The 24,859-nt window shown below is 63.2% G+C and carries 19 protein-coding genes; 6 read left to right on the top strand and 13 right to left on the bottom strand.

Features of this window, described 5'->3' with window-relative positions; translation table 11 throughout:
* Nucleotides 1-3 precede the first annotated feature (3 nt).
* From GEOBRER4_RS01470 to GEOBRER4_RS01460, 3 genes are all read left to right on the top strand, one after another.
* Nucleotides 4-333 carry a hypothetical protein gene (locus GEOBRER4_RS01470; RefSeq protein WP_226377859.1) on the top strand — a complete coding sequence of 110 codons (330 nt, stop codon included), beginning with the start codon at nt 4-6 and terminating at the stop codon, nt 331-333.
* Between the two features lie 106 nt (nt 334-439).
* On the top strand, nt 440-1,057 hold the full coding sequence (locus GEOBRER4_RS01465; RefSeq protein ID WP_185243930.1) for an OmpA family protein: 618 nt from the start codon (nt 440-442) through the stop codon (nt 1,055-1,057).
* Nucleotides 1,058-1,253: 196 nt separating this feature from the next.
* Nucleotides 1,254-3,131 carry a tetratricopeptide repeat protein gene (locus GEOBRER4_RS01460; protein ID WP_185243929.1) on the top strand — a complete coding sequence of 626 codons (1,878 nt, stop codon included), beginning with the start codon at nt 1,254-1,256 and terminating at the stop codon, nt 3,129-3,131.
* Between the two features lie 66 nt (nt 3,132-3,197).
* On the opposite strand, the gene GEOBRER4_RS01455 is transcribed toward GEOBRER4_RS01460, so the two are convergent.
* Complete coding sequence (locus tag GEOBRER4_RS01455; protein ID WP_185243928.1) at nt 3,198-3,656, bottom strand: DNA-binding protein; 459 nt, start codon at nt 3,654-3,656, stop codon at nt 3,198-3,200.
* Between the two features lie 138 nt (nt 3,657-3,794).
* Here GEOBRER4_RS01455 and GEOBRER4_RS01450 point away from each other — a divergent pair, with 138 nt between their 5' ends.
* Nucleotides 3,795-5,162 (top strand): chloride channel protein, encoded by a 1,368-nt coding sequence (locus GEOBRER4_RS01450; RefSeq protein ID WP_185243927.1) that lies wholly within the window; start codon nt 3,795-3,797, stop codon nt 5,160-5,162.
* Nucleotides 5,163-5,703: 541 nt separating this feature from the next.
* On the opposite strand, the gene GEOBRER4_RS01445 is transcribed toward GEOBRER4_RS01450, so the two are convergent.
* Nucleotides 5,704-6,480: a PleD family two-component system response regulator gene (locus GEOBRER4_RS01445; protein WP_185243926.1), complete on the bottom strand. Its 777-nt coding sequence runs from the start codon at nt 6,478-6,480 to the stop codon at nt 5,704-5,706.
* 305 nt (nt 6,481-6,785) lie between these two features.
* Between GEOBRER4_RS01445 and GEOBRER4_RS01440 the strand changes: the two genes are divergently transcribed.
* Nucleotides 6,786-7,892, top strand: a complete 1,107-nt coding sequence (locus GEOBRER4_RS01440) for a DUF362 domain-containing protein (protein WP_185243925.1) — start codon at nt 6,786-6,788, stop codon at nt 7,890-7,892.
* Nucleotides 7,893-7,996: 104 nt separating this feature from the next.
* On the opposite strand, the gene GEOBRER4_RS01435 is transcribed toward GEOBRER4_RS01440, so the two are convergent.
* The 11 genes from GEOBRER4_RS01435 to GEOBRER4_RS01385 all read right to left on the bottom strand — a co-directional run bounded on the left by GEOBRER4_RS01435 (nt 7,997) and on the right by GEOBRER4_RS01385 (nt 20,938).
* Nucleotides 7,997-9,628, bottom strand: coding sequence for a hypothetical protein (locus tag GEOBRER4_RS01435; protein WP_185243924.1), 1,632 nt, complete (start codon nt 9,626-9,628; stop codon nt 7,997-7,999).
* Nucleotides 9,629-9,863: 235 nt separating this feature from the next.
* Complete coding sequence (locus GEOBRER4_RS01430) at nt 9,864-11,234, bottom strand: sigma-54-dependent transcriptional regulator (RefSeq protein WP_185243923.1); 1,371 nt, start codon at nt 11,232-11,234, stop codon at nt 9,864-9,866.
* Between the two features lie 76 nt (nt 11,235-11,310).
* The gene (locus tag GEOBRER4_RS01425; protein WP_226377858.1) at nt 11,311-12,792 is read right to left on the bottom strand and encodes a two-component system sensor histidine kinase NtrB; all 1,482 of its coding nucleotides are present in this window, start codon (nt 12,790-12,792) and stop codon (nt 11,311-11,313) included.
* Nucleotides 12,793-12,909: 117 nt separating this feature from the next.
* A complete protein-coding gene (locus GEOBRER4_RS01420) occupies nt 12,910-13,518 on the bottom strand; it encodes a type II secretion system protein (protein WP_185243922.1) in 609 nt (202 codons plus the stop codon).
* Nucleotides 13,515-14,447, bottom strand: coding sequence for a transketolase family protein (locus GEOBRER4_RS01415; protein ID WP_185243921.1), 933 nt, complete (start codon nt 14,445-14,447; stop codon nt 13,515-13,517). Before GEOBRER4_RS01415 ends, GEOBRER4_RS01420 begins: the two co-directional genes overlap by 4 nt.
* A gap of 95 nt (nt 14,448-14,542) precedes the next feature.
* On the bottom strand, nt 14,543-15,367 hold the full coding sequence (locus tag GEOBRER4_RS01410) for a transketolase (protein WP_185243920.1): 825 nt from the start codon (nt 15,365-15,367) through the stop codon (nt 14,543-14,545).
* Nucleotides 15,368-15,389: 22 nt separating this feature from the next.
* The gene (locus tag GEOBRER4_RS01405; RefSeq protein ID WP_185243919.1) at nt 15,390-15,842 is read right to left on the bottom strand and encodes a hypothetical protein; all 453 of its coding nucleotides are present in this window, start codon (nt 15,840-15,842) and stop codon (nt 15,390-15,392) included.
* Nucleotides 15,843-15,942: 100 nt separating this feature from the next.
* Entirely contained in the window at nt 15,943-18,384 is a 2,442-nt protein-coding gene (locus tag GEOBRER4_RS01400; protein ID WP_185243918.1) for a homocysteine S-methyltransferase family protein, read from the bottom strand.
* Nucleotides 18,385-18,533: 149 nt separating this feature from the next.
* Entirely contained in the window at nt 18,534-19,133 is a 600-nt protein-coding gene (locus tag GEOBRER4_RS01395; protein ID WP_085814220.1) for a GerMN domain-containing protein, read from the bottom strand.
* On the bottom strand, nt 19,117-19,953 hold the full coding sequence (gene murI / locus GEOBRER4_RS01390; protein ID WP_185243917.1) for a glutamate racemase: 837 nt from the start codon (nt 19,951-19,953) through the stop codon (nt 19,117-19,119). The genes GEOBRER4_RS01395 and murI overlap by 17 nt, the downstream gene beginning before the upstream one ends.
* A 304-nt stretch (nt 19,954-20,257) precedes the next feature.
* The gene (locus GEOBRER4_RS01385; protein WP_226377857.1) at nt 20,258-20,938 is read right to left on the bottom strand and encodes a DUF554 domain-containing protein; all 681 of its coding nucleotides are present in this window, start codon (nt 20,936-20,938) and stop codon (nt 20,258-20,260) included.
* Nucleotides 20,939-21,234: 296 nt separating this feature from the next.
* On the opposite strand from GEOBRER4_RS01385, the gene GEOBRER4_RS01380 reads away from it, so the two are divergent.
* Nucleotides 21,235-24,681, top strand: a complete 3,447-nt coding sequence (locus GEOBRER4_RS01380; protein WP_185243916.1) for a pyruvate carboxylase — start codon at nt 21,235-21,237, stop codon at nt 24,679-24,681.
* Nucleotides 24,682-24,859: the final 178 nt, after the last annotated feature.

Here is a 24,859-nt window from a genome sequence, read left to right as displayed (position 1 = left end):
TCTATGATCAAAAATCACCTCACCCAAAAAAGCCTGCTGCTTCTGGCCACCTGCGTCACCGTGATCTGCATCGCGTTCACGGGGATGCGCGTGCCCGACCTTTCACGCCCGCACCGCGCGAAACCGAGCCAACGGGTCTTCATAGAGAAGCAGATCAAGAGCTGCCAGGAGGAAGTGAAGAAGTCACTCGACCTCTTCGCCCTCCCTGCCAAGTTCGCTGTGCCGCGCGCCGACATCCGGTACGCCGTCCATCTCCAGGCCGCCTTCAACGGCACCGGCCTCGCCCCCGATTTCCCCAACCTTTCCCGGGCTCCCCCCATCCGCTGGGCCTGACTCACCGCTGGCCAGATTTTTAAGTTCGCAGCCGACTGCCAAGGGAGGAGTGCGCGCCGCTTCTGCGGATTAGTGCATCCAGAAATCCATTTCACAGGAGAAAAGCATGAATACCAATAAGACCAATATGAAGTTCCTTGTCCCCGTACTTTGCGCCGGCATGTTCATCTACGGCGGATGCGCAAAACAGCAGTCCGTGAAGCTGGACCAGCCCATTGCCCAGTCCGCGACCACCGCAGCTGCGGCCGCCGCTACTGAAAAGCCGGCGGCAAAGGCTGCAACGGCGGAGCCCGCAACAGCCCCTCTCGCCGCCAGCGCCATCTCCAGCGGGTCGATCCCGCCGCAGAGCCAGCCCCAGCAGGCAGCGCCCCAGGCAGGCGCTTCCCAGACCTCCGCTCTGGAAGCCATCTACTTCGATTTCGACTCGACCGTCTTGAGCGACACGGCCCGCGCCACCCTGGCCGCCAACCTGGAAAAACTGAAGGCAGCCCCGAAGGCGGCTCTGAGAATAGAAGGGCACAGCGACGAACGCGGTTCCGACGACTACAACCTCGCCCTGAGCGAGCGCCGCGCGCAGAGCGCGAAGAAGTACCTGCAGGCGCTGGGATTCCCCGCGGAGAAGCTTTCCGTCCTGGGCTACGGCGAGGAGAGACCGGCGGTCAAAGGGGAAGGCGAGGAGATCTGGGCAAAAAACCGGCGGGACGAATTCGTCATCGCCCGATAACAGCTGGGAAGCCGGGGCCGCACCAGTGCGGCCCCGTATCCTCGTCCTCAATCTCAAGCTTGGGGACGCATAGGCAACTGGAGGCTTCGCTTCCTTTTGTAAAGTACACAAGCGGTGGCACGACTGAGGGTTCCCAAGCTGGAGCTTGGGAACCAGAAGATATAGTTGCTGCAGGCTGATAAAAAAAAGAGGTCACATGAATCTTCGAAAAAACGGCAGGATCTGCCGCCCCGCGCTGCTCGTCCTGGGCTTTTTGTCCTGCGGCTTTACCTGGGGCTCGAGCCTGCCCCCCTGCGACAAGGCAAGTGAGGCGGTCAAGGAGATCACCCGGCAGAGTTCGGCCGACAAAAGGCTTGAAGCTGAGAAGAAGGTCCGGGAACTCTGCGCCGACGGCGGCGCCGCCCATTATCTCAAGGGACTCGCGCTGGAGGCGGCCCAACGGCAGGAAGAGGCGGTTGAAGAGTACCGGAGCGCCGTAAAAAAGGACCCCCAGCTTGCGGAGGCGCACGGCAGGCTCGGACTGCTGCTTTTCGAGAAGGGAGCGCGGGAAGAGGCCTCGGTGGAACTTTTCGAGGCCTCCAAGTCGAAACCTGATCCAGCCTACGCGAAGGCCCTGGGTGACATCTTCCAGGCTGCGCAGCTGTACGCCCTGGCCCTGTCACAGTATGAACGGGCGCTGCCAACGTACGGAAACGATGCGAAGCTGCGTGTCGGCATGGCGCGCAGCTACCTTGGACTGGGCGAGCGCGCCAAGGCCCGGGACCTGCTCGTCGAGGCGCTGCGGCTGGATCCCGCGAACCTGGCGGCCAGCCTGGAATTGGCCGAGATCTACCGTGGGGACAAGCAGTACCAGGACGCGCTGCAGCAGCTTAAGCAGGCAAGCGCGGCACACCCCGACAACCGCGACATCCACTTCCGCCTGGCACGCCTTTTGGACCTGATAGGCGAGGAGAAGCTTGCCGATGCGCAATACCGGCAGGCTGGAATGGAGCGGGCATCGACGCCCGCGGACCACCTGGAAAAAGCGGCGCTGTACCAGCAAGGGACCGCGTTTTTGAAGGCGGCGCGGGAGTACGAGGCGCTGCTTCTGAAACAGCCGGACGCGCCGGGGGTACGCGAGAAGCTGGGGGATGCGCTTTTGGCCGCGGGGCATGACGGCGAGGCGATAACCGCATACGAGGAAGCGCTGCGACGAAAGGAGACATCCAGCCAGCTGCTCTACAACCTGGGAACCCTCTACGAGCGCAAGGGGGATCTGGACCAGGCGATCCGCCGCTTCTCCGAGGCGATACGGCTCGACCCCGAAAACGGCGACGCCCGAAGGAGGCTCGCCGAGATCCACACGGTACGCGGCGACTTGGATGCCGCCATCGCACAGTACCGGGAGCTCGTCTCACGCCACGGGGACAACCCGCTGAGCTACTACAAGCTCGCCCGGCTCTACGAGCAGCGCCGGCAGTACGAAGACGCCATCAGAGCCTACTCGAAGGCCATAGAGCTAGATCAGGACAGTGAGGTCGCCCATCTGGGGATCGCACGGCTCTACCAGAAACGGAAACAGCCGGAGCAGGCGGAAAAGCACCTTATCGAGGTGCTGAGGCTCGACCCGAGGCACGCCGAGGCGAGGGAACTCCTCATATCGCTGTACGTGAAGGCGCGGCGTTACGACGACACCGAGAAGCTTCTTAAAGCATCGGCCGAGTTGAACCCGGAGAGCGCCAACGACCAGTACCGGCTGGGGGTCATCTACGCCTTCCGCGGCAACAACGACGGCGCCCGGGAGCAGTACCAGAAGGCGCTCGCGCTGAAGCCGGACCATGCCCGGGCGCTTAACGCGCTGGGCAAGCTCTACCTGCGGCTGGGCGAGAAGGAAAAGGCGCGCGAGGCGCTGGCGGCGGCACGGAAAGCCGACCCGGATCTGCTGGAGCCGGTGGAGCTTCTGAGCAAGCTGGACCTAAAGAAGGCGCATAAGAAGCAGGAGTACAGGAAACATCTCTCCAAACACAAGAAGGGGAAGAAGGTTTCGAAGGAGCGCAAGGGGAAGTCGAAAAAGAAGAAGAAAGCCAGGAGGTAAGCTCCGGCTCTGAATCAAACGAGGCGCACCGGGCGGTGCGCCTCGTTGCCTCGTGAGACAGCGCAGTTATTTTCGCCGCCACCCCGCCCAGGCCGGGACGCCGGCCGCGTCGCGAAGTATCAGCACCTCGTCCCCCTTCCTGACCTCGGCTGCGATGATGGCGGGTTTGCCCCCGAAATCCGCCCTGGCCCCCTTCACCTCGACCCGGTCACCCGTAGCGATCCTGGTGTCCTGGCGCTCAAGGTACCACGAGGGGCCGAGATGCACCGGGATGGTCCCCTGGTCCGTCTTGAGCTTGAGATGGATCCCCTTTTTGGGACCCTTCCCCATGCTCACCTCGTCGACGACGACCACCTCGCCTGCGACCGTTTCCACCTTCGCCGGGTCGTACATCCGCTGGTAGGCACTCCCCATGCCCCAGCCGCCGCTGCCGCGCCACTGCTGCCACGGCGCTGCGAAGACCGGCGCTGCGACGAGCGCCGCGGAGAGCGTTGCCAATAGGATGCGGTAAGTGCTTGCTTTCATACGAGCCTCCTTGCAATTGGGATCTAAAGAGCATACCATCGGCGCTACCGCTTTCCATTCAGTTTTCGATATATCTCCAGAGGACGCCGATTTTGCTTCGATTTCGGCTCGCCCCTATCCCCTTTTGAAGGAACACAGATGCGCAAAAACCTCATGGTGCAACTGACACTTCTAGCCAGCGTCCTCAAGTGGGCCACCTACGCCTCCGCGGTGGGAGTCCTCGTCGGATGCGGCACCGCTGCCTTCCTCCGCTCCCTGGCCTGGACCTCCGGCCAGTACGCCCGCTTCCCGGACTACTACCTGCTGCTCCCGGTCACTCTTGTCGCCAGCACGCTCCTGGTCCGCTGGCTCGCGCCGGAAGCGACCGGCCACGGCACGGAGAAGGTGATCGAGGCGGTGCACCAGCGGATGGGCAGAATCCCGCTCATGGTGGTGCCGGTGAAGCTTGTGGCAACGGTGATAACGCTTGCCGGTGGCGGTTCCGCCGGCAAGGAGGGTCCCTGCGCACAGATAGGCGCAGGCCTAGCCTCGGGCTTTGCCTCGCTGCTCAGGCTCAACGACATCGACCGCCGCAAGATCGTGATCTGCGGCATCAGCGCCGGTTTTGCCACCGTTTTCGGCACCCCCATAGCCGGTGCCCTCTTCGGCGTCGAGGTACTGGTGCTGGGCCAGGTATTCTACGACGTGCTGTTCCCCTCTTTTGTCGCGGGGATCGTGGGCTTTCACGTCGCCACGCTTTTAGGGGTGAACTACCCGCATCTCGCAGTGACCATCTTCCCGAAGGTCACCGGCTGGAACTTCGCGGAGATGATCATGCTGGGGGTCTGGTGCGGGCTGATCGCGCTCATTTTCATCGAGATCATGCAGTGGGGGCACCGCCTGTTCCAACGCCTTTCCTGGCACCCGGTGGCGAAGGCACTGTTCGGGGGGGGCTTGCTGGTCCTGGTGGGAAGATTCATATCGCTGCGCTACCTGGGGCTCGGCGTCGATTCCATAGAGGCGGGGCTAAACGGTGCGGTGCTCCCCATGGGGGCTACCTTCATGAAGATGCTGACCACCTCGATAACGCTTGCCTGCGGGGGGAGCGGCGGCGTGGTAACCCCCATCTTCTTCATCGGGACTACGGCCGGCAACCTCTTTGCCGTTCTTTTGCACGAACCGCTGGTGGCGACCTACTCGGCCATAGGGATGGCGGCGCTCTTAGCCGGTGCGGCGAACACGCCGATCGCCGCCTCGGTCATGGCCATGGAACTCTTCGGGGCTGCCATCGCGCCGCACGCAGCCATCGCCTGCATGGTGAGCTTCCTCATCGTGGGCTACCGCAGCATCTACCCCAGCCAGATCCTGGGGATCGAGAAGAGCGGGTCCCTCAAGGTGGAAACCGGCATACCCATGTCCCAGTTCAACCCCGAGAAACTGGAGAGCGCGGCGATCTCGCTGCCTGGGTTCCTGCTCAAGGGCGTGAAGGTTATCCGCCGCCGCAGCTTCGAGAAAAAGAGAAAATAAGGCCACAACTTTCCCCCCCTGTACCTCCCCGGCATCTACTGCCGCCGGCTCCCGATCATATCGCGGTGCCGGCGGCTCTTCCCGTTCTTCTTCCCATCCCTGCTTTTACCCCTTTACTCCCTCAAGTTCCCGCGTTTGGACAAATGAATGCGCGCGCCCGACTAGATTAACAATTTCACATAAGATATCCTATCTATCTGTCGTTCCCAAAACCGCAGCGGCTGCAGGTGGGTGCGAAAGGGGTCGCCAGCTCCTGCTCGTATTTATTAGCAAACGCCAATTCTTTCCAATTATTTTGAGATGTCAATGCCAGCAGAACAAATCCCCCCTGTCCCCCCTTCGCAAAGGGGGGACGTTAGTTCGCGTGCAGCGCTTGGTGGGTAGATATCAGTCTGGCTTTCTCGGGATTCTTCGATCTTTTTGTATTTGAAAGGGGGCAAGAGTCACGGACGGGTGGGTGTAATCGGGAAAAAAAACAGGGGGTACGGCGACGATGCCGTACCCCCTGGGGGTTGATCCGGGATGAGAGTAAGAACTGGGATTATTCTTTTCCTCGTTTGAAGAAGGCGAGGAACTCCTGGCGGGTGAGCCAGCTCTTGCGCACCAGGTGCTCGATGCTGCGACTCATCGCCATCCGCTCCCCGTCTTTCATCTCCCCCTTCAAGAGCACGAAGAAGGGGATGTTGCGGGTCTGCGGGTAGAGGCGGAAACGCTCCAAAAGCTCGAACGAGGCCTGGTCCGGGAGCATGAGCGCGCAGAACATCATGTAGGGGTGCACGATGGTCCCAAGCGCCACCGCCTCCTTGCCGGTGTAGGCGTTTACCACCTCGAAGCCCAGATCGGTGATGGCGTGCTGGACGTCCTCCTCCCCCCTGCGGGTCACTATCATCACCTGCAGGTCGTAATCGTCCGATTCGTCCGTGAGCCCGAACTGCTTGAGCTTCTTGGCCAGGTACTTCTTGTCTATGGGTAGGGTGAAGAAGCCCGCCACCGGGAACACCGCCCCCACCTGCCCGATCTCTGAGAGGTACATGGGGAGGATCGGGATCTCCCGCGTCGCGGTGTTCTCCTTCAGGGCAAGGAGCACACCCCACCCGTCGTCCGACCAGGGGGAAAGATCCAAAAGGATCGCCTTCGGGGTGCAGTTCGCCAGCTCGGATACCTTCGCCGTCCTGGCGCGGTGGCCGCCCTCGGCCAGGTAGCTGCACACGATGGCCCCCCTCTCGACCCTGTCCCCGAGTCCCAGGATCCAGAGTTCGCGCTCATCACATTCAATCATCCGCACTCCCTTCTCCAGCTTGATTTTTGTCTCTGCCATCGTTCCCTCCTTCCTCTGGCGAGGTGCCTGGAGAGTCAAAGGTTCTGACTTCTTTAATGGTACCGGGGCCGTCGCATCAGCCTCCATCGAAGCCGGTATCTGAAGAAATGCCGCTACTGGTCGCTTGTCGACCCGGGACCTTACCTCATCCCGTCAGAATTTTTAATAAATAACATATTTTACGGACAGGGCAAGGAAAAGTTGACGACTGTTGAATTGGCGCCGGATATGTGATACCAATCGCAATCATTAAAACTTCGGGCAGCCGGCAGGAGGTTTGCCGTGGACTCAGGGAGGGGTAAACGATGAGCAGCAAGGTCTTTTTTGCCGACATGCGGGCAGGGGCGCGTGAGAATCTTTTCGCCAAGATCGGTCGTCTCATGAAGGAGGCGGGAGTCGAGGACGCCGTGGCGCCGGGCGACCTCGTCGCCGTGAAGGTGCATTTCGGCGAAAGGGGAAACCACACCTTCGTGCGCCCCATCTTCGTGCGCCGCGTGGTGGACGAGATCAAGGCGTGCCAGGGGAAGCCCTTTCTCACCGACTCCTCCACCCTGTACCCGGGCGAGCGCAAGGAGGCAGTCTCGGCGCTAAGCTGCGCCGTCGAGAACGGCTTCGCCTACGCAGTCGTGGGTGCGCCGCTCATCATGCTGGACGGCATCAAGGGGCATAACGCCAAGGACGTCCAGGTGGACGGGGAGATACTGAAAACGGTGAACATCGGCGCCGAGATCCTCGAGGCGGACTCGCTCGTCGCAGTCTCCCACTTCAAGTGCCACGAGCTGACCGGTTTCGGCGGGACGCTGAAGAACCTCGGCATGGGGTGCTCGAGCCGCACCGGGAAGATGCAGCAGCACTCCACCGTGGCGCCCAAGGTGGGGGAGCGTTTCTGCAACGGCTGCGGGGTATGCCTTAAGTCCTGCGCCCATGCCGCCATCGCCATCATCGAGGGTAAGGCGCAGATCGACGCCGCCGCCTGCGTCGGGTGCAGCCGCTGCATCACCGCCTGCCTCCAAAAGGCGATCAACATCCAGTGGAATGAGAGCGCGTCGCTCGTGATGCGCAAGATGGCCGAGTACGCCAAGGGGGCGCTCCACGGCAAGAAGGGGAAGACGCTGTTCCTCAACTTCATCACCCAGGTCTCCCCCGCCTGTGACTGCTACGGGCACGCCGACGCCCCCATCGTCAACGACATCGGGATCTGCGCCTCCAGCGACCCGGTGGCGCTGGACCAGGCCTGCGCCGACCTGGTCAACAACGCGCGCGGCAACCAGGACACCGCACTTGCCAGCGGGCACGAGCCCGGCGGCGACAAGTTCCGCGGCGTCCATCCCGACATCGACTGGGAAGTGCAGTTGGAGCACGCCGAGAAGATCGGCATGGGAAGCAGGAAGTACGAGCTGGTGAAGATCTAAAAAGGCAAGAGGAAAAGCAGATTAAGATTGAGATTAAGGGGTAAGGCCTTTTGTCTGTAATTTTTTCTTAATCTTAATCTGCTTCACTCTTAATCTGCCTCACTCTACATGAAGGTCCCGCCGTCCAGCGAGATCAGCAGGGAGAAATCGCTCTCCCTGCTGTCCGCGGCGCGGTCGTTGATCTCCTTGAACTCTCCCTTCACCCCGAGAGTCGGCGGACGCAGCCACTTGAAGAACCGCGCCAGCGGATAGGCCGCCTTCACCTTCGCGCCCACCACCTGCTTCCCGGTTCCGGTGGCGCCGGTGCGCTCCTCCTTGTACCCCCCCTTGACCTCGTACCCGAGCCGCTTTTCCAGCAGGGTCCCGTTCAGCCCCAGGTTCACCGAGTACTGGTCGGTGCGCTGGCTGTTGCTGTAGTCCATGACGCGCTTAAGCGAGAGGTCCGGCAAGACCGTCACCCCGGCCGCGGTGAACTTCGGGAGAAAGCCTACGCTCTGAGTGCTCGATTCCCTCTGCCGGCGCAGTTTGTCGGTCCGCTGCGACACCCCGCCCCGCAGCCCCAAGTCCCACCCTCCCGCAAGAAGGTTCAGCTTCCCCGAGACAGCGTCCTCTTCCACCTCCCTGGGAAGGTATCCCAGGGGCTCCTTGGTGCTGTCGATGAACCTCTTCCTGTACTGCAGGGAAAGCGGCAGTTTGCTTGCCCCCCTGAAGTGGTAGTCCACCAGCCCCTCGTACCGGTAGAGTCTCGGCGACAGGTCGTTCTTCTCGGTGTTGTCGTTGTAGCGCGACAGCTTCACGTCGAAAGAATGAAGCTCGAAACTGTGCCCAAGACCGAAGGCCACACCTTCGGAGTCCCTCTCGGGACCGTCCCCTGCGAGAAGGCGGTAGCGCGGGCCGGTCCGCTCGTAGAGGGCGCTGTAGCGGCTCCCGCCCCACTCTCCCCCGAACTTGAGGCGGCGCGCCGAGTCGCGGGTGGCTGCGGTCTCGTCGGCCGTGTCGCCGTCGTAGCTCGAGTAGTCGAGTTCCGCTTCGGCGGCAAGCCTGCCGCCGAAAGGGTCTATCGCCGCCACGAGCCCCAGCACGTCCCCCTTCTTCGCCCCGGAGGGCCAGCGTCCCTCCCCGTCCAGCGCGCGGCGACCGGAGAGGAAGATGGTCTTCAATCGGGCGCTGTCCGACATGAGGGAAAGCTCTCCCGTTGCGCCCACCAGGAGGTCGTCCTGGCTGGCACCGGGCACACCCGAGGCGGCAAAAGTCTCAAGCTTCGCGCGGTTGCCGGAGTTGCCGGTGAGAAGCGCAAAGCGCCCGCCGCGACCTGCTGCCTCGTTGAGGGTGTTCGGGGTCTGCTTGATGCGGATGTCCCCCATCTCGGCCAGAACGCCATAGCCGCGGCCGCCGTACTCCCCCTGCTGCAGGACAAACGACGGGGTGACATCACCCAGAGCGCTCCAGGGCTCGTTCGGGTACTCGGCCCGGAACTGGCTGCGAAAGCGCGCGGTCTCGGCGGCCTTTTGCGCGGGGAGCAGATGGAAGCCGGCGGCCTCGACAGGCGCCGCAGGTGCAGCGGTTTGGGATGCAGAAGCGGCGGGCGCAGCGGGTAGCTCCAGGTAGGAGGAAGACGCCTGGCGCGCGGGGGCCAGAAGCGCCGCGAGAGAAAGGACAAAGCACGCGGCGAAGCATCCCAATGACAGGGGGCTTCGGCGGTCGGACTCGGGTTTTGGCAGCTTAGTCATCCTCATGCGTCGCACCGGCGGTTCTTGCGGCCTCGCACTGGCCGTGCGGGGTTGGGGGGAAACTAAGCGCGGCGGCCCCCAGTCAAGGAGTCCGCCGCAGATAAAGGTGCTGTAAGCTCTCCCAACTCCTTCCCCCGGAGGGGGGAGGTCGGGAAGGGAAGAACAGGTGGTCCCCCCCTCCCTGTCCCTCCCCCTCCGGGGGCGGGAACGTGAAAAAGGGGGTGGGTGGAAGAGCGAGCTTCTACTTCAGGAAACCGAACTTCTTCATCCGGTAACGGAAGGCATCGATGCCGAGGTTCAGCTTCTTCGCGGCTTTCGACTGGTTCCAGTCGGTCATCTCAAGCGACTGCTTGATCAGCTCGCGCTCCACCTCCTCGATGTCGATCCCCTCGGGGGGGAGCTTGAAGGTGGTGAGCGGCACGGTCACATGGCTTGCCTTGGCGACGATCTCCAGCGGTAGGTTCTCCAAAAGGAGGTTCTCGTCGTTCCCGAGGATGATGGCGCGCTCGATGACGTTCTTCAGCTCGCGGATGTTGCCGGGCCAGTTGTACTCCACCAAGAGCTTCTCGGCCATGCTGGAGATACCCTTGGTCGGTTTGCCGAACTCCTTGGAGAAGACCTCGATGAAGTAGTTGGCCAGGACCAGGATGTCCTCCTTGCGCTCACGCAGCGAGGGAAGGAAGATCGGGATCACCTGGAGGCGGTAGTAGAGGTCGTTTCTGAAGCTCTTGTCCTCGATCGCCTTCAAGAGGTCCTTGTTGGTAGCAGAGACGATCCGGACGTCGACCGGGATCATCTTGGAGCCGCCGATGCGCCGGAAGGTCCTGTCCTCCAGGAAGCGGAGCAGCTTCGCCTGCATCCCGATCTCCATGTCGCCGATCTCGTCGAGGAAGACTGTGCCGCCGTCGGCCAGCTCGAAGAGCCCCTTCTTGGAGTTCTTCGCGTCGGTGAACGCCCCCTTCTCGTGGCCGAAGAGCTCGCTTTCCAGAAGCGTGGCGGGAACGGCCGCGCAGTTGATGGCGACGAACGGCTTGTCGGCGCGGGCGGATTCGTAGTGGATGTACTTCGCCACCAGCTCCTTGCCGGTCCCCGATTCCCCCTGCACGAGGACCGTGGAGGCGTCGCTCTTGGCGACCTTGGCCATCATCTCCAGCACGTTTCTCATGTGCTTGGAATTGCCCAGGATCTTGGGCGGCCCCTGCTTCTTGTGCTCGCTCCTTAGCTGCACCACCTCGCGGCGCAGTTCCGAGGTCTCCAGCGCCTTGCGGATCACCAGCGCCATCTCGTCCAGGTTGAAGGGCTTGTTGATGTAGTCGTAGGCGCCGTGGCGCATTGTGTTGACTGCGGTCTCCAGTCCCCCCTGCGCCGTCACCATGATGACCAGGATCTCCTCGTCCAGCTCCTTGAGCCTCTGCAGGACCTCCAGCCCGTTGATCCCGGGGAGGTGGTAGTCCAAAAGCACGAGGTCGGGCTGCTCGTCGCGGGCCAGACGGAGCGCGTCTTCGCCGGTCCCTGCGGTGAACACTTCGTATCCCTGTTTCTTCAGGTTTTGCTCCAAAGACCAGCGGATCAGGTGCTCGTCATCGACGACCATTATCTTTATCTTGCGCATTGCGGCTCCTTAGGGTTTTTTCCCGCTGACTGCTCCGGTCGGGACCGGTTGTTGCCGTTTCTGCTGCTCTCTACTGTCACGCGGCCGAAGCCTCGGGCGCATCCGGCCCGCAGTACCCGGGCTGCCCAGGGCAGTAGGCCGGGAGTTCCACGGTGAAGGTGGTTCCCATGCCGTCCTGGCTCACCACGGAAAGCCTCCCGCCGTGCTGCTCGATAAGGCGGTGGCTGATGGCGAGGCCGAGGCCGGTCCCCTGCGCCTTGGTGGTGAAAAATGGCGTGAAGATCTTCTCCAGGATCTGCGGCGGGATCCCCTGGCCGGTGTCGGTCACCCGCACCTGCACCATGTCGATCCCGTCGACCTTGGCCAGCCCGCTTTTCACCGTGAGTGTCCCCCCCGACTGCATCGCCTGCACTGCGTTCAGGAACAGGTTAAGGAAGACCTGCTGGATCTGCTTCGGGTCCACGTAGACGGTGGGGAGGTTCTCGGCCAACTCCAGGCGTTTCTCGATGTTCTTGCCTCCGCGGTGCTGGGAGGCGAAGATGAGGATTTTCTTGAGCGCGGCGTTGATGTCGGTGCAGGTCGGTTCGGCGACGGTGGGCTTGCCGAAGAAAAGCAGGTCGTTCACCGTCTTGTCCAGGCGGGAGATCTGCTCCAGCACCTCGCCGATGATCTGCACCCGGCCGTCCTCCGGCGCGAAGTCGTCTTTGAGCACCGTGATGGCTGCGGCGATGCCGGTGAGCGGGTTCTTGATCTCGTGTGCGATCCCCGCCGCCATCTCCCCCACCGAGGCCAGGCGGTCGGCCCGCTCCATCTGCTGGAAGTGGAAGTTCTCCAGCTCCTTCTTGGCCCGGTCCAGCCGGTCCACCATGGAGTCGAAGGAGACGATCAACCGCCCGATCTCGTCCTTCCCCTCCGGGGTCATGCGCACCGAGAGGTCCCCCGCCTCCACGCGCGCCATGTTCTTGGCGAGCTGGTTCAGCGGCTTCTTGACGAACTTGAGCATGACAAGCGAGATGGCAAGGGAGAGAAAACCGATGATGGCCACGGTGGACATCACGAAGAGCTTGGTCAGCTCCACGATCCGGTTCCGGGTCTCGGTCAGGGAATAGTTGACGTTCAAAAGGCCGATGATGCGGCTCTTGGAGCCGTGGCACAGGTTGCACTGCCGGTCGTTGTAGATCGGCTTCACCATCCCGAGCACCTCGCCGTGCCCGTCGAGGGTGAAGACCCCCTCCCGCTTGTTGTCGAGGAAGAGCTTGTAGTCGCGCTCGTCGACCACCCGCCCGACCTCGTTGGGGTTCGAGGACTTCAGGATCACCCCGTGGGGGTGGAAGATGCGCACCCCGACCAGGTTCTCGCTCTGCCCCACCATCTCCAGGATCACCTTGACGTCCTCGGTGTTGCCGATCCTCATGGAGTTGTAGAGGGAGCGTTCGATGGTGTTCAAAAGGAGTTCGCTCGATTCGCGAGCGGAGTTGATGAGCTGCATCTGCTCGCGCCTGAGCGTCAGGAAGGCGAAGGTCCCGATACCGAAGACGAGCAGACAGATGGAGAGCACGATGACCCGCGATGTCAGACTCTTGAAAATCAGGAGTGCCTCCAGTTGAGTGGGTGTATCTGTTCACGCCCCCCGTCCCTCGATGGGGCGGGGGGCGCGGCATCAGCCTTGCTTCGCTTATGTTCCAGGGTTACCGGGGTTCGCCGCGGGTGCGGCGCCCGGGATGGGTGGCGCATTGGTGCCAAGGGGGGGAGGGACGCGGTCGTAGCGGAACTCCCACTCGCTGTACTTTTTCTTCTTCTCGAAGTCGGCCGGGTGCAGGTCTAGGGGGAAGTTCCCCTGCTTGAGCGGCTCCTTCTCGCTGCTGCTCTTGACGCCTACGATCCTCCCCCCTTCCCTGATGACCACCCATTCCTTCTCGGGCTTGTCGCTCATCGGGTCGATCAGGGCTATGGGCCTTAGGTACCGGACGTTCCCCGGGAGGTTGGGGTCCTTCAGGAGCGTCTTCAGCTCCGTGGGGCTCGGTATCGCGCCAGAGACAGCCCCGGGCACGGGGTTCATCGGGGTGAGCCTGCTCTCACCCGGCGCCACCTTCACCCGGTACCAGCGCCTGAGGGCGTCCCGGATCTGGGTGCCGCGGGAGATGAGCTCGATCTCCTTCTCCCTTTGCATGGCGGTCCTCCAGACGATGGCGCCCCGCGAGGCCACGACGCCGATCACGACCACGAGGACCAGCGCCGTCATGTAGGTGAAGCCGCCGCTGGAGGAGAGCACCCTGCGCATCATTTCTTCCTCGAAACGATCTCCCTAGCCTGCTCGATCAGCGTCTCGGCGTTCAGCCCGAAATACTTGAGGAGTTCGTCGGACTTGCCGGAAAGGCCGAACCGGTCGTAGATGCCGACCCGCTTCATCAGGGTCGGGCATTCCTCGGACAGGAACTCGGCCACGGCGCCCCCGAGTCCACCGACCACCGAGTGCTCCTCGGCGGTGACGATGGCGCCGGTCTCCTGGGCCGCCTTCAGCACCAGCTCCTTGTCGAGCGGCTTGATGGTACCAATGTGCAGCACCCGCGCCGAGATCCCTTCTTCCTCGAGCTTCTCGGCGGCGATCACCGCCTGGGCGGTCATGAGGCCGGTGGTGATGAAGGTGAGGTCCTTTCCTTCCGCGACCACGTTCCCCTTGCCGATCTCGAACTTGTGACCCGCCGGGAAGACGTTGGCGACCTTGTTGCGACCAAGGCGCACGTAGACCGGCCCCTTGTAGGCCGCGGCGGCGCGGATGGCCCCCTTGGTCTCCTCGCCGTCGGCGGGGACGATGACGGTCATGTTCGGGATGGCGCGCATGATGGCGATGTCCTCGACCGACTGGTGGCTACCCCCGTCCTCGCCCACGGTGACGCCGCCGTGGGTGGCGACCACCTTCACGTTGGCCTTCGGGTAGGCAAGCGACTGGCGGATCTGCTCCCAGCCGCGGCCGGCGGCGAAGATGGCGAAGGTGGAGAGGAAAGGGATCTTCCCCACGGAGGCGAGGCCTGCTGCGGTTCCCACCATGTTGGCCTCGGCGATCCCCATGTTGAAGAAGCGGTTGGGGAATTTCTTGGCGAATACGCCGGTCTTGGTGGACCCGGAGAGGTCCGCGTCCAGCGCCACTATCTTGTCGTTCTCGCCCCCCAGCTCGGCCAGCGCCTCGCCGTAGGCGTCCCTCGTTGCGATCATAGTTAATATCCTTTCTGAAAGGAGGGAGCCTAAGCCCCAGTCCCTGATTGCTGATTCGGTTTGAGAGCCCCTAGCCCCTAGCCCCTGGTTCTGCCTTAGTCGCAGCAGCCAAGGCACCTGAGCGCCTCGGGAAGTTCCTCGTCGTTCGGGGTGACGCCGTGGTAGGAGGCCTTGTTCTCGAACAGGTGCACACCCTTGCCCTTCACCGTCTTGGCGACGATGGCGGTGGGCGCCCCTTTGTGCGCCTCGGCCTGGTCCAGGGCCGAGATGATCTGGCCCATGTCGTGCCCGTCGATCTCGATCACGTTCCAGCCGAACGCCTTGAACTTGTCGCCGATCGAGGCCACGTTCATGACCTTCGAGACGTCGCCGTCGATCTGCAGGCCGTTGGCGTCGATCAGGGCGCAGAGGTTGTCGCTCTTGTAGTGCCCGGCGGCCATGGCCGCCTCCCAGATCTGCCCCTCCTGAAGTTCGCCGTCGCCGAGAACCGCGTAGACGCGGTTGTCTTTCCCGTCCAGCTTGAAGCCGAGCGCCATGCCGTTGGCCATGGAAAGCCCCTGGCCGAGCGAACCGGTGCAGACGTCGACGCCGGGGGTTCCCTTGCTGTCCGGGTGCCCCTGCAGGTGGCTCCCCAGGCGGCGCAGCATCATCAGGTCCTCCGCCGGGAAGTAGCCGCACTCCGCCAGGGTCACGTAGAGCGCCGGCGCCGCGTGCCCCTTGCTGAGCACGAAGCGGTCCCTGCCCTCCCAGGCGGGGTCCTGCGGGTTGTGGCGCATCTTGTGGAAGTACAGGGCGCACACCATGTCGATGGCCGAGAGCGACCCGCCGGTGTGACCGGACTGCGACTTGTGCAGCGTCTTCACGATGGCGACGCGCAGGCGCCTCGCCTTTTCCTCCAGATCTGCAATCTTTTCTTTCACGAAGGTTCCTTTCAGGCTGGCTTTATTTGTCTTCGCCCGTGATGAGGTAATCGAGGATCACCTCGTCCAGGCTACGGTTGGCTGGCGATGCCGGGGATGCGGCTTTGGCTGCGGGCGCGGGCTCTGGCCTGGGCGCCTGCGGGGCCGGAGGGCTCTGCTTTTCGGGGGCCGGCTCCTCTGTAGAGGGGGCCGGTTCGGGGGCCGGGGCGCCGCCGGGGAAGATCCTGGCGTCGAACTCCCCGTTTTTGAGGCGCCGCATCATCTCCTTGTGCTGCTCTTTCATGATCGACTCGACCACCAGTTCCAGCTGGTCGGTCTTGATGATGTCGGCGTAGCTGGTTTTCGCCGAGGCGAGGATGGTGCCGCCCCGGTACAGCAGGGTGATGATATGCGGGTTCGCCTTCCCGCTGTCCTCGGTCTGGACGTGGAACAACTCCCCTTTGTACCTGATGTTATGGTTGAAACCTACGACCATCGCGTTACCTCTACGCCAAATGGCGGACTCGACCGCAAGTTAGCACAGCGGGAAGAGTGTTGCAAGCGATATATACCCAGTTGGACGCCGTAGAAAAGCTTTATTTTGCCAGCAGTTTCTTGATGCGGGCCACCGCCTCCATGGCGTCCTTGGCGTAGAGGTCGGCGCCGATCTCGTCGGCGTATTCCTGGGTGACCACCGCCCCGCCCACCATGGTGAAGCTCTTGACCCCCTCGGCCTTCAACAGCTTGACCACCTTGTCCATCTGCGCCATGGTCGTCGTCATCAGCGCGGAGAGCCCGACCGCGTCCACCTGGTGGGCCCGCGCCTCCTGCAGGATGCGGTCGGCAGGGACGTTCTTCCCCAGGTCGATCACCTCGAAGCCGTTGTTCTCCAGGAGGGTGACCAGGATGTTCTTGCCGATGTCGTGGATGTCCCCCTCGACGGTCGCCATCATGATCTTGCCGATGCTCTCGAGCCCGCCGGTGGAAAGCTCCTGTTTCAGCCTGGCGAAAGCGGTCTTCATGGTGTCGGCGGAGACCATCACCTGCGGCAGGAAGAACTCGCCGGAGCCGAAGCGACGCCCCACCTCGTCTAGCCCGACGAGGAGCGCCTCGGAGCTGATCTGCATCGGGGAGAGCCCCTCGGCCAGCGCCTCTTCCACCAGCGCCACCACGTTGTCGGCCTCGCCGTTTATGACCGCTTTCGAAAGCCGCCCGCGGATCCCTTCCGGCCCGGCGGCCGCGGCCTGGACGCCGGCAGTACCCGCGGCAGCGGCGGGCTCCACGGTGGCTCCGACCGCCTGTCCCTTGTACGCCTCGATGTAGCGGGCCGCGTTGACGTCCTTTTCCAGGAGCACCATGGAGCTTCTCCAGGCCGCCATCATCGGCGCCTCCTTCACGTTGACGATGGCCGAGGTGAGACCGGCGGCCATGGCCATGGAGAAGAAGGTGGAGGAGATGAGCGGACGGCAGGGGAGGCCGAAGGAGATGTTGGAAACCCCAAGCGTCGTGTTGAGTCCGAGCGCGCTCACCTGGCGCACCGCCTCAAGGGCCACCAGCGCCCCCTTGGGCTCGGCGCTCACGGTCAGGGTGAGGCAGTCGACCACGAGGTCGCTCCGCTTCACGCCCGCAGCGAGCGCGGCAGCGGCGATCTTTTCGGCGACGGCTACCCGTCCCGCGGCCTCGGCGGGAATGCCCGCGTCGTCCAGCGTCAGGCAGACCAGCGCCGCGCCGTACTTCTTGGCCAGGGGGAGGATGGCCGCGAGGCTTTTCTCTTCGCCGTTCACCGAGTTGATGAGGACCTTGCCGTCGGCGGCCTTTAGCCCCGCCTCCAGTGCGGCGGGTGAGGAGGAGTCGAGGACCAGCGGCGTCTGGACGGCGCCGGTGATGCAGAAGACGGCGCGCTCCATGGCGGCCGGCTCGTCGATCCCGGGGGTGCCGACGTTCACGTCCAGAAGCGTCGCGCCGAGCCCGGTCTGCTCCAGCGCCTCGCGGCGGATGTAGCTCACCTTCCCTTCCCTTAACTCCTGGGAGTAGAGCTTCTTGCCGGTCGGGTTGATGCGCTCGCCGATAAGCGCGACAGGATGGGCGGAGCCTATGGCGGCGAAGCTGCCGCGGCTGGAGAGCCAGGTGGTCCCTTCTTCCTTCTTGGGGGCGAAGGGGGCCTGCTTCGCGGCGAGCGCCTTCTTGATGGCGGCGATGTGGGCGGGGGTGGTGCCGCAGCATCCCCCTATGATGCGGACGCCGAGCTCGATCAGCCGGTCGTGGTAGGCGGTCATCTCGTCCGGGGTCGCCGGGAAGATGGTGGTCCCGTCCTTGAGGACCGGGAGCCCCGCGTTCGCCTGGGAGATGAGCGGAAGCGAGGTCACCTCCCTCATGCCGGAGAGGATCTGGTAGATCCCTTCGGGACCCAGGCCGCAGTTGGAGCCGACGATGGTCGCACCTACCGCCTCCAGGGTGATGGCTGCCGCCTGCGGCGGAGTGCCGAGGACGCTTCTTCCCTTCTCCTCGAAGGTTAGCATGGCGATGACCGGGATATCCTTCGAGATCTCGCGCACCGCGATGACCCCGGCGCGGATCTCCTTGATGTCGAGGAAGGTTTCGAAGCTGATGAGGTCGCAGCCGGCGTCGATGAGCGCCTGCGCCTGCTCGCGGAAAAGCGACACCGCCTCGTCGAAGCCCATGTCGCCGACCGGCTCCAGGAAACGGCCGGTGGGGCCGATGGAGCCTGCCACGTAGGCCTTTTCGCCTGCCACCTCGCGGGCGATGCGCACCGCTTCGGCGTTGATGCGCGCCACCTGATCCCCCAGGCCGTAATGCTCCAGCTTCGCCTTGGTGCCGCCGAAGGTGTTGGTGACGATGATGTCGGCGCCGGCGTCGAGGTAAGCCCGGTGCACCCCGGCGACCACGTCGGCTGCGGTGAGGTTCATCTCCTCGGGAGACTGGCCCGGCTTCAGCCCGCGCTCCTGCAGCATGGTCCCCATGGCGCCGTCGAGAACCAGCACCCGCTCCTTAACCGCCTGCATAAAAGGCATCTTCATTACCATCACCCCTTCGGTATTATATTTTTCCTGATCAGCACAAGATCCCGCCGTGCGCCTTGTTCCCGCTCTCCTTCCCCCGGAGGGGGAGGGGACGAGATAAGTTCTAGCGGTGCCCAAGCTCCAGCTTGGGAATGGTGGAATCGGCGTTACTGCTTTTCCTTGGCCGCCGGCGCTTCCGGCGCCTCCTTTTTCTCCAGCGTGAAGTCGGGCGCAACCGGGGAGGAGAGGTCGAGATGCCCTTTCAGCTCCTTGACCGGGTGGCCGTCCACCAGGAACTGCACACCCTTCACCTGGGGGAAGTTGGCGGCGACCGTGTCGACCACCGAGTAGACCGCGGTCATCTCGGCGGAACTCCCCTCGGGGAGCCCCTCCACCAGTTCGTGGCTGAAGTCCACCTGCGCCAGTTCCCCTTTAAGGTGCGCCCCGAGCACGCGCGTGTTGTGCGGCAGCGTGGGGGCGAGGCTTCCCAGCGGGCCCACCACCAGCTCGTCCACTACGCTCGCCAGCATGTCGTCCGTGGTGTCCTCGACCGCTATCTCGCGACCCTCGCGCATGAGCCCAGAGCCGTCCGGCGCGCCGAAGTAAAGGGCCACCAGCTTGATGTCCGGTGCCTGCTCCGCCGGTGCGGGAGGCGTCACCCTCGTCGCCGTCTGGTATTTCCTGAACACCAGCAGGCCGACCACGACCGCGAAAACCAGGAAGGCAATGAGCAGTGTACCTTTGGCCCTGTTAGTACGTTTCTTCACCTTCGTCCTCCTGCAGTTCCTGCTCCAGGTTCACCTGGTAGACGTCTCCGAGGTCCCCCCCGAGGAAGCGGTTGCCGACGCGGATGAAGCCTGCCGGTATGTCGGTGACGTAATAGTGGTGGTTCCCCCGCTCCCCCCTGGGGCGCAAGAGCCCCTGCTCCGCCAGGATCCCGGCGACGGTGAGCGCCGTCTGCTCCGCCGAGTCGACCAGGGTCACCTGCGGCCCCATCACCTCGGCGATGACCTCCTTGAGGATCGGGTAATGGGTGCAGCCAAGGACCAGCGTGTCGACGCCGTGCTTCTTAAGATCCTCCAGGTAGATCCCTGCGGTGAGCCGGGCCACCTCGTTGTCCACCCACCCCTCCTCGGCCAGCGGCACGAACAGGGGGCAGGCGCGGTTCACCACCTCGATCTCCGGGTTGATCCGCTTGATCGCCTTGGTGTAGGCGGAGGAGGCGACCGTCGCCGCGGTCCCGATCACGCCGACCTTGCCGGTTTTGGTGGCGGCGGCTGCTGCGCGCGCTCCCGGCTCGATCACCCCGACGATGGGGATGGAGAACTCCTGCTGCAGCGCCGAGAGCGCCACCGCGGAGGCGGTGTTGCAGGCGACCACCAGGAGCTTGATGTCGCGGTTCAAAAGGTAACGGGCGATCTGGCGCGAGTAGCGCACCACCGTCTCAGGCGACTTGGTCCCGTAGGGGACGCGTGCGGTGTCGCCCAGGTAGATGGTGTCCTCCTGGGGGAGTGCGCGCACCACCTCCTTGAGGACTGTCAGCCCGCCTACGCCGGAATCAAAGATGCCGATTGCTTTCCAGGCCAAAGTTTTTCTCCCTGCATTTACTAAATCTAAGCGGCAGCCTGTCGCTGCCGATGGGTGTTGCACTTTAAAGAGACTTCCGCGGGAGCCTTAGCGGAAGCATCGCTGGTGCCGAAGCTGCCGACCTTACCCCTCCCGACCTCCCCCTCCGGGGGGAGGAGAGTTGGACGAAAGCGGGTTACCCACCTAGCCCACTTTGACAGGCGGATTTATCCGCCGAAGCCCGTAGGGCGAAGGTGGAAAACAAATATGGCATGTTATTCAATTGCAACAATGATTGTCAAGGTATGAGTCCCGTGGGGATGGGTCAGGAAGAGGCGAAGAGCATGACCAGGGGGGGCGCGAGGAACACGGCGGGGAGAAGGTTCCCCACCGGAAGCCGCTTCATCCCCAAAAGATCGAGTCCTATGGCGAGAATGAGGAGCCCACCCACGGCGTTCATCTCCTGCACCACTGACGGCGTCAAGAGCTGCTGCGCCAGCGTCGCGCTCAGGGTGATGGCCCCCTGGTAGGCGAAGACGGCCAACGCCGAGAAGAGGACGCCAAATCCGAGGGTGGAGGCGAGAGCCACCGAGGTGATGCCGTCCAGGGCGGCCTTGGCGTAGAGGATCTCCGGGGTGGACCCCAGCCCGTCCTGCAGCGACCCCATGATGGCCATGGCGCCGACGCAGAAAAGAAGGCTCGCCGTGACGAACCCCTCTGCCACCTGGCCGCTTCCCTGGAAACGGTCGCCGATCCAGTTCCCGAGCGCCTCCAGGCGCTCCTCGATGCGCAAAAGCTCCCCGATGATGCCGCCGCCGATCAGGCAGCCGATGATGATCAACGGTTCCCGGCTCTTCAGCGCCAGTTGGCACCCGATGAGAACCACGGCGAGCCCCACTCCCGCCATCACGGTGCCCCGCACCCTATTGGGGATCAGGTGCCCGGCCTTGAGACCTACCACGCTGCCGATGACGATTGCCGCCGCGTTTACCGCTGTTCCTTGCATGATCATCGCGCCAAGATAGTTAGTCGGCCGCCGAAAGGCAAGCAAAAATGCCTTCATGTTTCGCCAAATCGAAATCGAGTAAAGCAAAAAGAAATGTTTACAATAAAACAGAGTTACAAGTTGACAAAGAGATGGCAAAAATGCTTTTATGGGCCTCCCTTCTGGTAGGGAAGTAAACACCGATTTTTTAAAAGGAAATTGGCTTTACCAATCCGGACTGTTTGTTTTATTCTCGTAAAAAAATTGCCCCGAAACTTTTACTCGCGGTAAAAAAATTACCCCCGAAAGGAGAAGCAATGGAAGCAAGGAAATTCAGGAAAGTGATGGCGGCAAACCGTGGCGAGATCGCCATCAGGATCTTCCGCGCCTGCACCGAGCTCGGCATCAGCACGGTGGCCATCTACTCGGAAGAGGACAAACTATCCCTGCACCGCTACAAGGCGGACGAGGCGTACCAGGTCGGCAAAGGAAAGGCTCCCATCGACGCCTACCTCGGCATCGACGAGATCATCGCGCTGGCCAAAAAGCGCGAGGTCGACGCCATCCACCCGGGCTACGGGTTCCTTGCTGAAAACGCCGAATTCGCCGAGAAGTGCGAGGCAAACGGCATCGCCTTCATCGGGCCGACCGCCGAGATGCAGCGCGCCCTCGGCGACAAGGTAGCCGCCAGGAAGGTCGCCAAGGCCGCAGGCGTCGCCACCGTGCCGGGGACCGAGGAGCCGATAACCCACGAGGAAGACGCCCTTATCTTCGCCAAGAACCACGGCTACCCCATCATCATCAAGGCCGCGGCGGGCGGCGGCGGGCGCGGCATGCGCGTCGCCAACGACAAGAAGGAACTCCTGGAAGGGCTGCAGTCGGCCTCCAGCGAGGCGAAAGCCGCCTTCGGCGATCCCTCCGTCTTCCTGGAGCGCTACCTGAAGAACCCCAAGCACATCGAGGTGCAGGTCCTGGGCGACGCCTACGGGAACCTGGTGCACTTCTACGAGCGCGACTGCTCCATCCAGCGCCGGCACCAGAAGGTGGTCGAGTTCGCGCCGTCCTTGGCGCTTCCGGGCGCCACCCGCCTCGCGCTTTGCACCGACGCGCTGAAGATCGCGAACCAGGTGGGGTACCGCAACGCCGGCACCGTCGAATTCCTGCTGGACGAGGAGGGCAAGTACTACTTCATCGAGATGAACCCCCGCATCCAGGTAGAGCACACGGTGACCGAGATGATCACCGGGAGAAACCTGGTGCAGGCCCAGATCCTGATCGCCGAAGGGAAGAGGCTCTCCGACCCCGAGATCAACATCCCGAACCAGGGCTCCATCGAGATGCGCGGCTACGCCATCCAGTGCCGCATCACCACCGAGGACCCGGGGAACAACTTCGCCCCCGACTTCGGGACGCTTACCACCTACCGCTCCTCGGCCGGCTGCGGCGTGCGCCTTGACGCGGGGAACGCCTTCACCGGCTCCCAGATCACCCCGCACTACGACTCGCTGCTGGTCAAGGTGAGCTCCTGGGGCCTCACCTTCGCCGAGGCCGCCCACATCATGGACAGAAGCCTCCAGGAGTTCCGCGTGCGCGGGGTGAAGACCAACATCGGCTTTCTGGAGAACGTGATCACGCACCCGGTGTTCCTCGCCGGCGAATGCAACACCTCCTTCATCGACCAGCACCCGGAGCTTCTCGTCATCCCGGAGAAGAAGGACCGCGCCAACAAGGTGCTGCAGTTTTTAGGGGACGTGATCGTCAACGGCTCGGCCGGGGTCGCCAAACCCCTGCGCTCCGCCGACCTGATCGAGGCCACCGTGCCGCAGATCGACCCCTTCGCCCAGAAGCCCAAGGGGACCCGGGACATCCTGCGCGAGAAGGGTGCAGAAGGTCTTTCCAAGTGGGTGCTGGAGCAAAAGCGCCTGCTTTTGACCGACACCACCATGCGCGACGCGCACCAGTCGCTTCTGGCCACCCGGGTGAGGACCCACGACCTCTTGAAGATCGCCGAGCCGACCTCGCATCTTGCGAGCGACCTCTTCTCCCTGGAGCTTTGGGGCGGCGCCACCTTCGACGTCACCATGCGCTTTTTGAAGGAAGATCCCTGGCAGAGGCTGCACGCGCTCTCCGAGGCGATCCCCAACGTGCTGTTCCAGATGCTCCTTCGCGGCTCCAACGCCGTGGGGTACACCAACTACCCCGACAACGTGGTGCAGCGCTTCGTGGCGCAGGCGGCTGAGTCCGGCGTCGACGTCTTCCGCGTCTTCGACTCGCTCAACTGGACCCGCGGCATGCAGGTCGCCATGGAGGCGGTGCAGAAGTCGGGCAAGATCTGCGAGGCGGCCATCTGCTACACCGGCGACATCTCCGACCCCACCCGCACCAAGTACCCGCTCTCCTACTACGTCTCCATGGCCAAGGAGCTGGAGAAGATGGGGGCGCACATCCTGGCCATCAAGGACATGGCGGGACTCTTGAAGCCGTACGCCGGCTACCAGCTGGTCAAGGCGCTCAAGGAGGAGATCGGGATCCCGGTGCACCTGCACACCCACGACACCTCCGGAAACGGCGGCGCGCTCCTGCTCATGGCGGCGCAGGCAGGGGTCGACATCGTCGACGCGGCACTTTCCTCCATCTCAGGCCTCACCTCCCAGCCGAACCTCAACGCGCTGGTGGCTACCCTCAAGGGGACCGAACTCGATCCCAAGGTGAACGAGCTCGGGCTGCAGCAGCTCGCCAACTACTGGGAGACGGTGCGCGACTTCTACGCCCCCTTCGAGTCCGGTCTCAAAAGCGGCACCGCCGAGGTTTACCACCACGAGATCCCGGGGGGGCAGTACTCGAACTACAAGCCGCAGGTCGCGGGCCTCGGCCTTTTGGAGCGCTGGGAAGAGTGCAAGGAGATGTACCACAAGGTCAACGTCCTTTTCGGCGACGTGGTCAAGGTGACCCCTTCCTCCAAGGTGGTCGGCGACATGGCGATGTTCCTGGTGAAGAACAACCTCGAGCCGGAGGACGTATTCGTGCCGGACGCGGACTTAGCCTTCCCCGAGTCGGTGGTCGGCTTCTTCAAGGGTATGATCGGCCAGCCGTACCAGGGCTTCCCCGAGGAGCTGCAGAAGATCATCCTTAAAGGGCAGGAGCCGATTACCTGCCGCCCGGGCGAGCTCCTGGAGCCTGCCGACTTCGAGAAGGAACGCGCGACGGCCGAGGCGAAGGTGGGACACACGGTTAACGACGAGGAACTCATGTCCTACATGATGTATCCGAGCGTCTACGTGGAATACGCGAAGCACCGCCAGGAGTTCTCCGACGTTTCGGTGATCCCGACCCCGATCTTCTTCTACGGTCTTGAGCCCGGGCAGGAAACCTCCATCGAGCTTCAGCCGGGCAAGACGCTCATCGTGAAGCTGAACGCCATCGGCAAGACCCAGCCCGACGGCACCAAGCAGATCTACTTCGAGCTCAACGGAAACTCCCGGAGCGTCACCGTGCGCGACCACTCGGTGCAAAGCGACGAGTGCGGTCACGAGAAGGCGGACAAGGGGAACCCCAAGCACATCGGGGCCCCCATGCCGGGGAAGGTGATCAAGATGAACGTGAAGCCCGGCGACTCGGTCAAGGCCGGCGACATCCTGGCCGTCACCGAGGCGATGAAGATGGAGACAAACATCAAGGCCAAGGAGGACTCGACCGTCTTCGAGGTGCGCTGTAAGGAAGGAGGGAAGGTTGAGAAAGAGGAGCTCCTTTTCGTGATGGCGTAATCCTGAGACAGAAATAAGAGAGGAAAGGGGGGCCGCGCCCCCCTTTTTTTTGGCCGCGGCGCGGCGTCAATCAGTTGTCACCTCCCCGTTTTCTGCGGGTTCGGGCTGCCTAAATTTGCGGCAATTTGCTGGAGAGGTCTCCATTGCTGAAACTTTCCGGCGGCAGGGGGGTGTTATC

It is taken from the genome of Citrifermentans bremense (genome assembly GCF_014218275.1).
In the GTDB taxonomy this organism is placed as follows: Bacteria; Desulfobacterota; Desulfuromonadia; order Geobacterales; family Geobacteraceae; genus Geomonas; species Geomonas pelophila.
The sequence above is the reverse complement of the archived record's forward strand: the minus strand, read 5'-3'. Positions and strand labels throughout refer to the sequence as shown.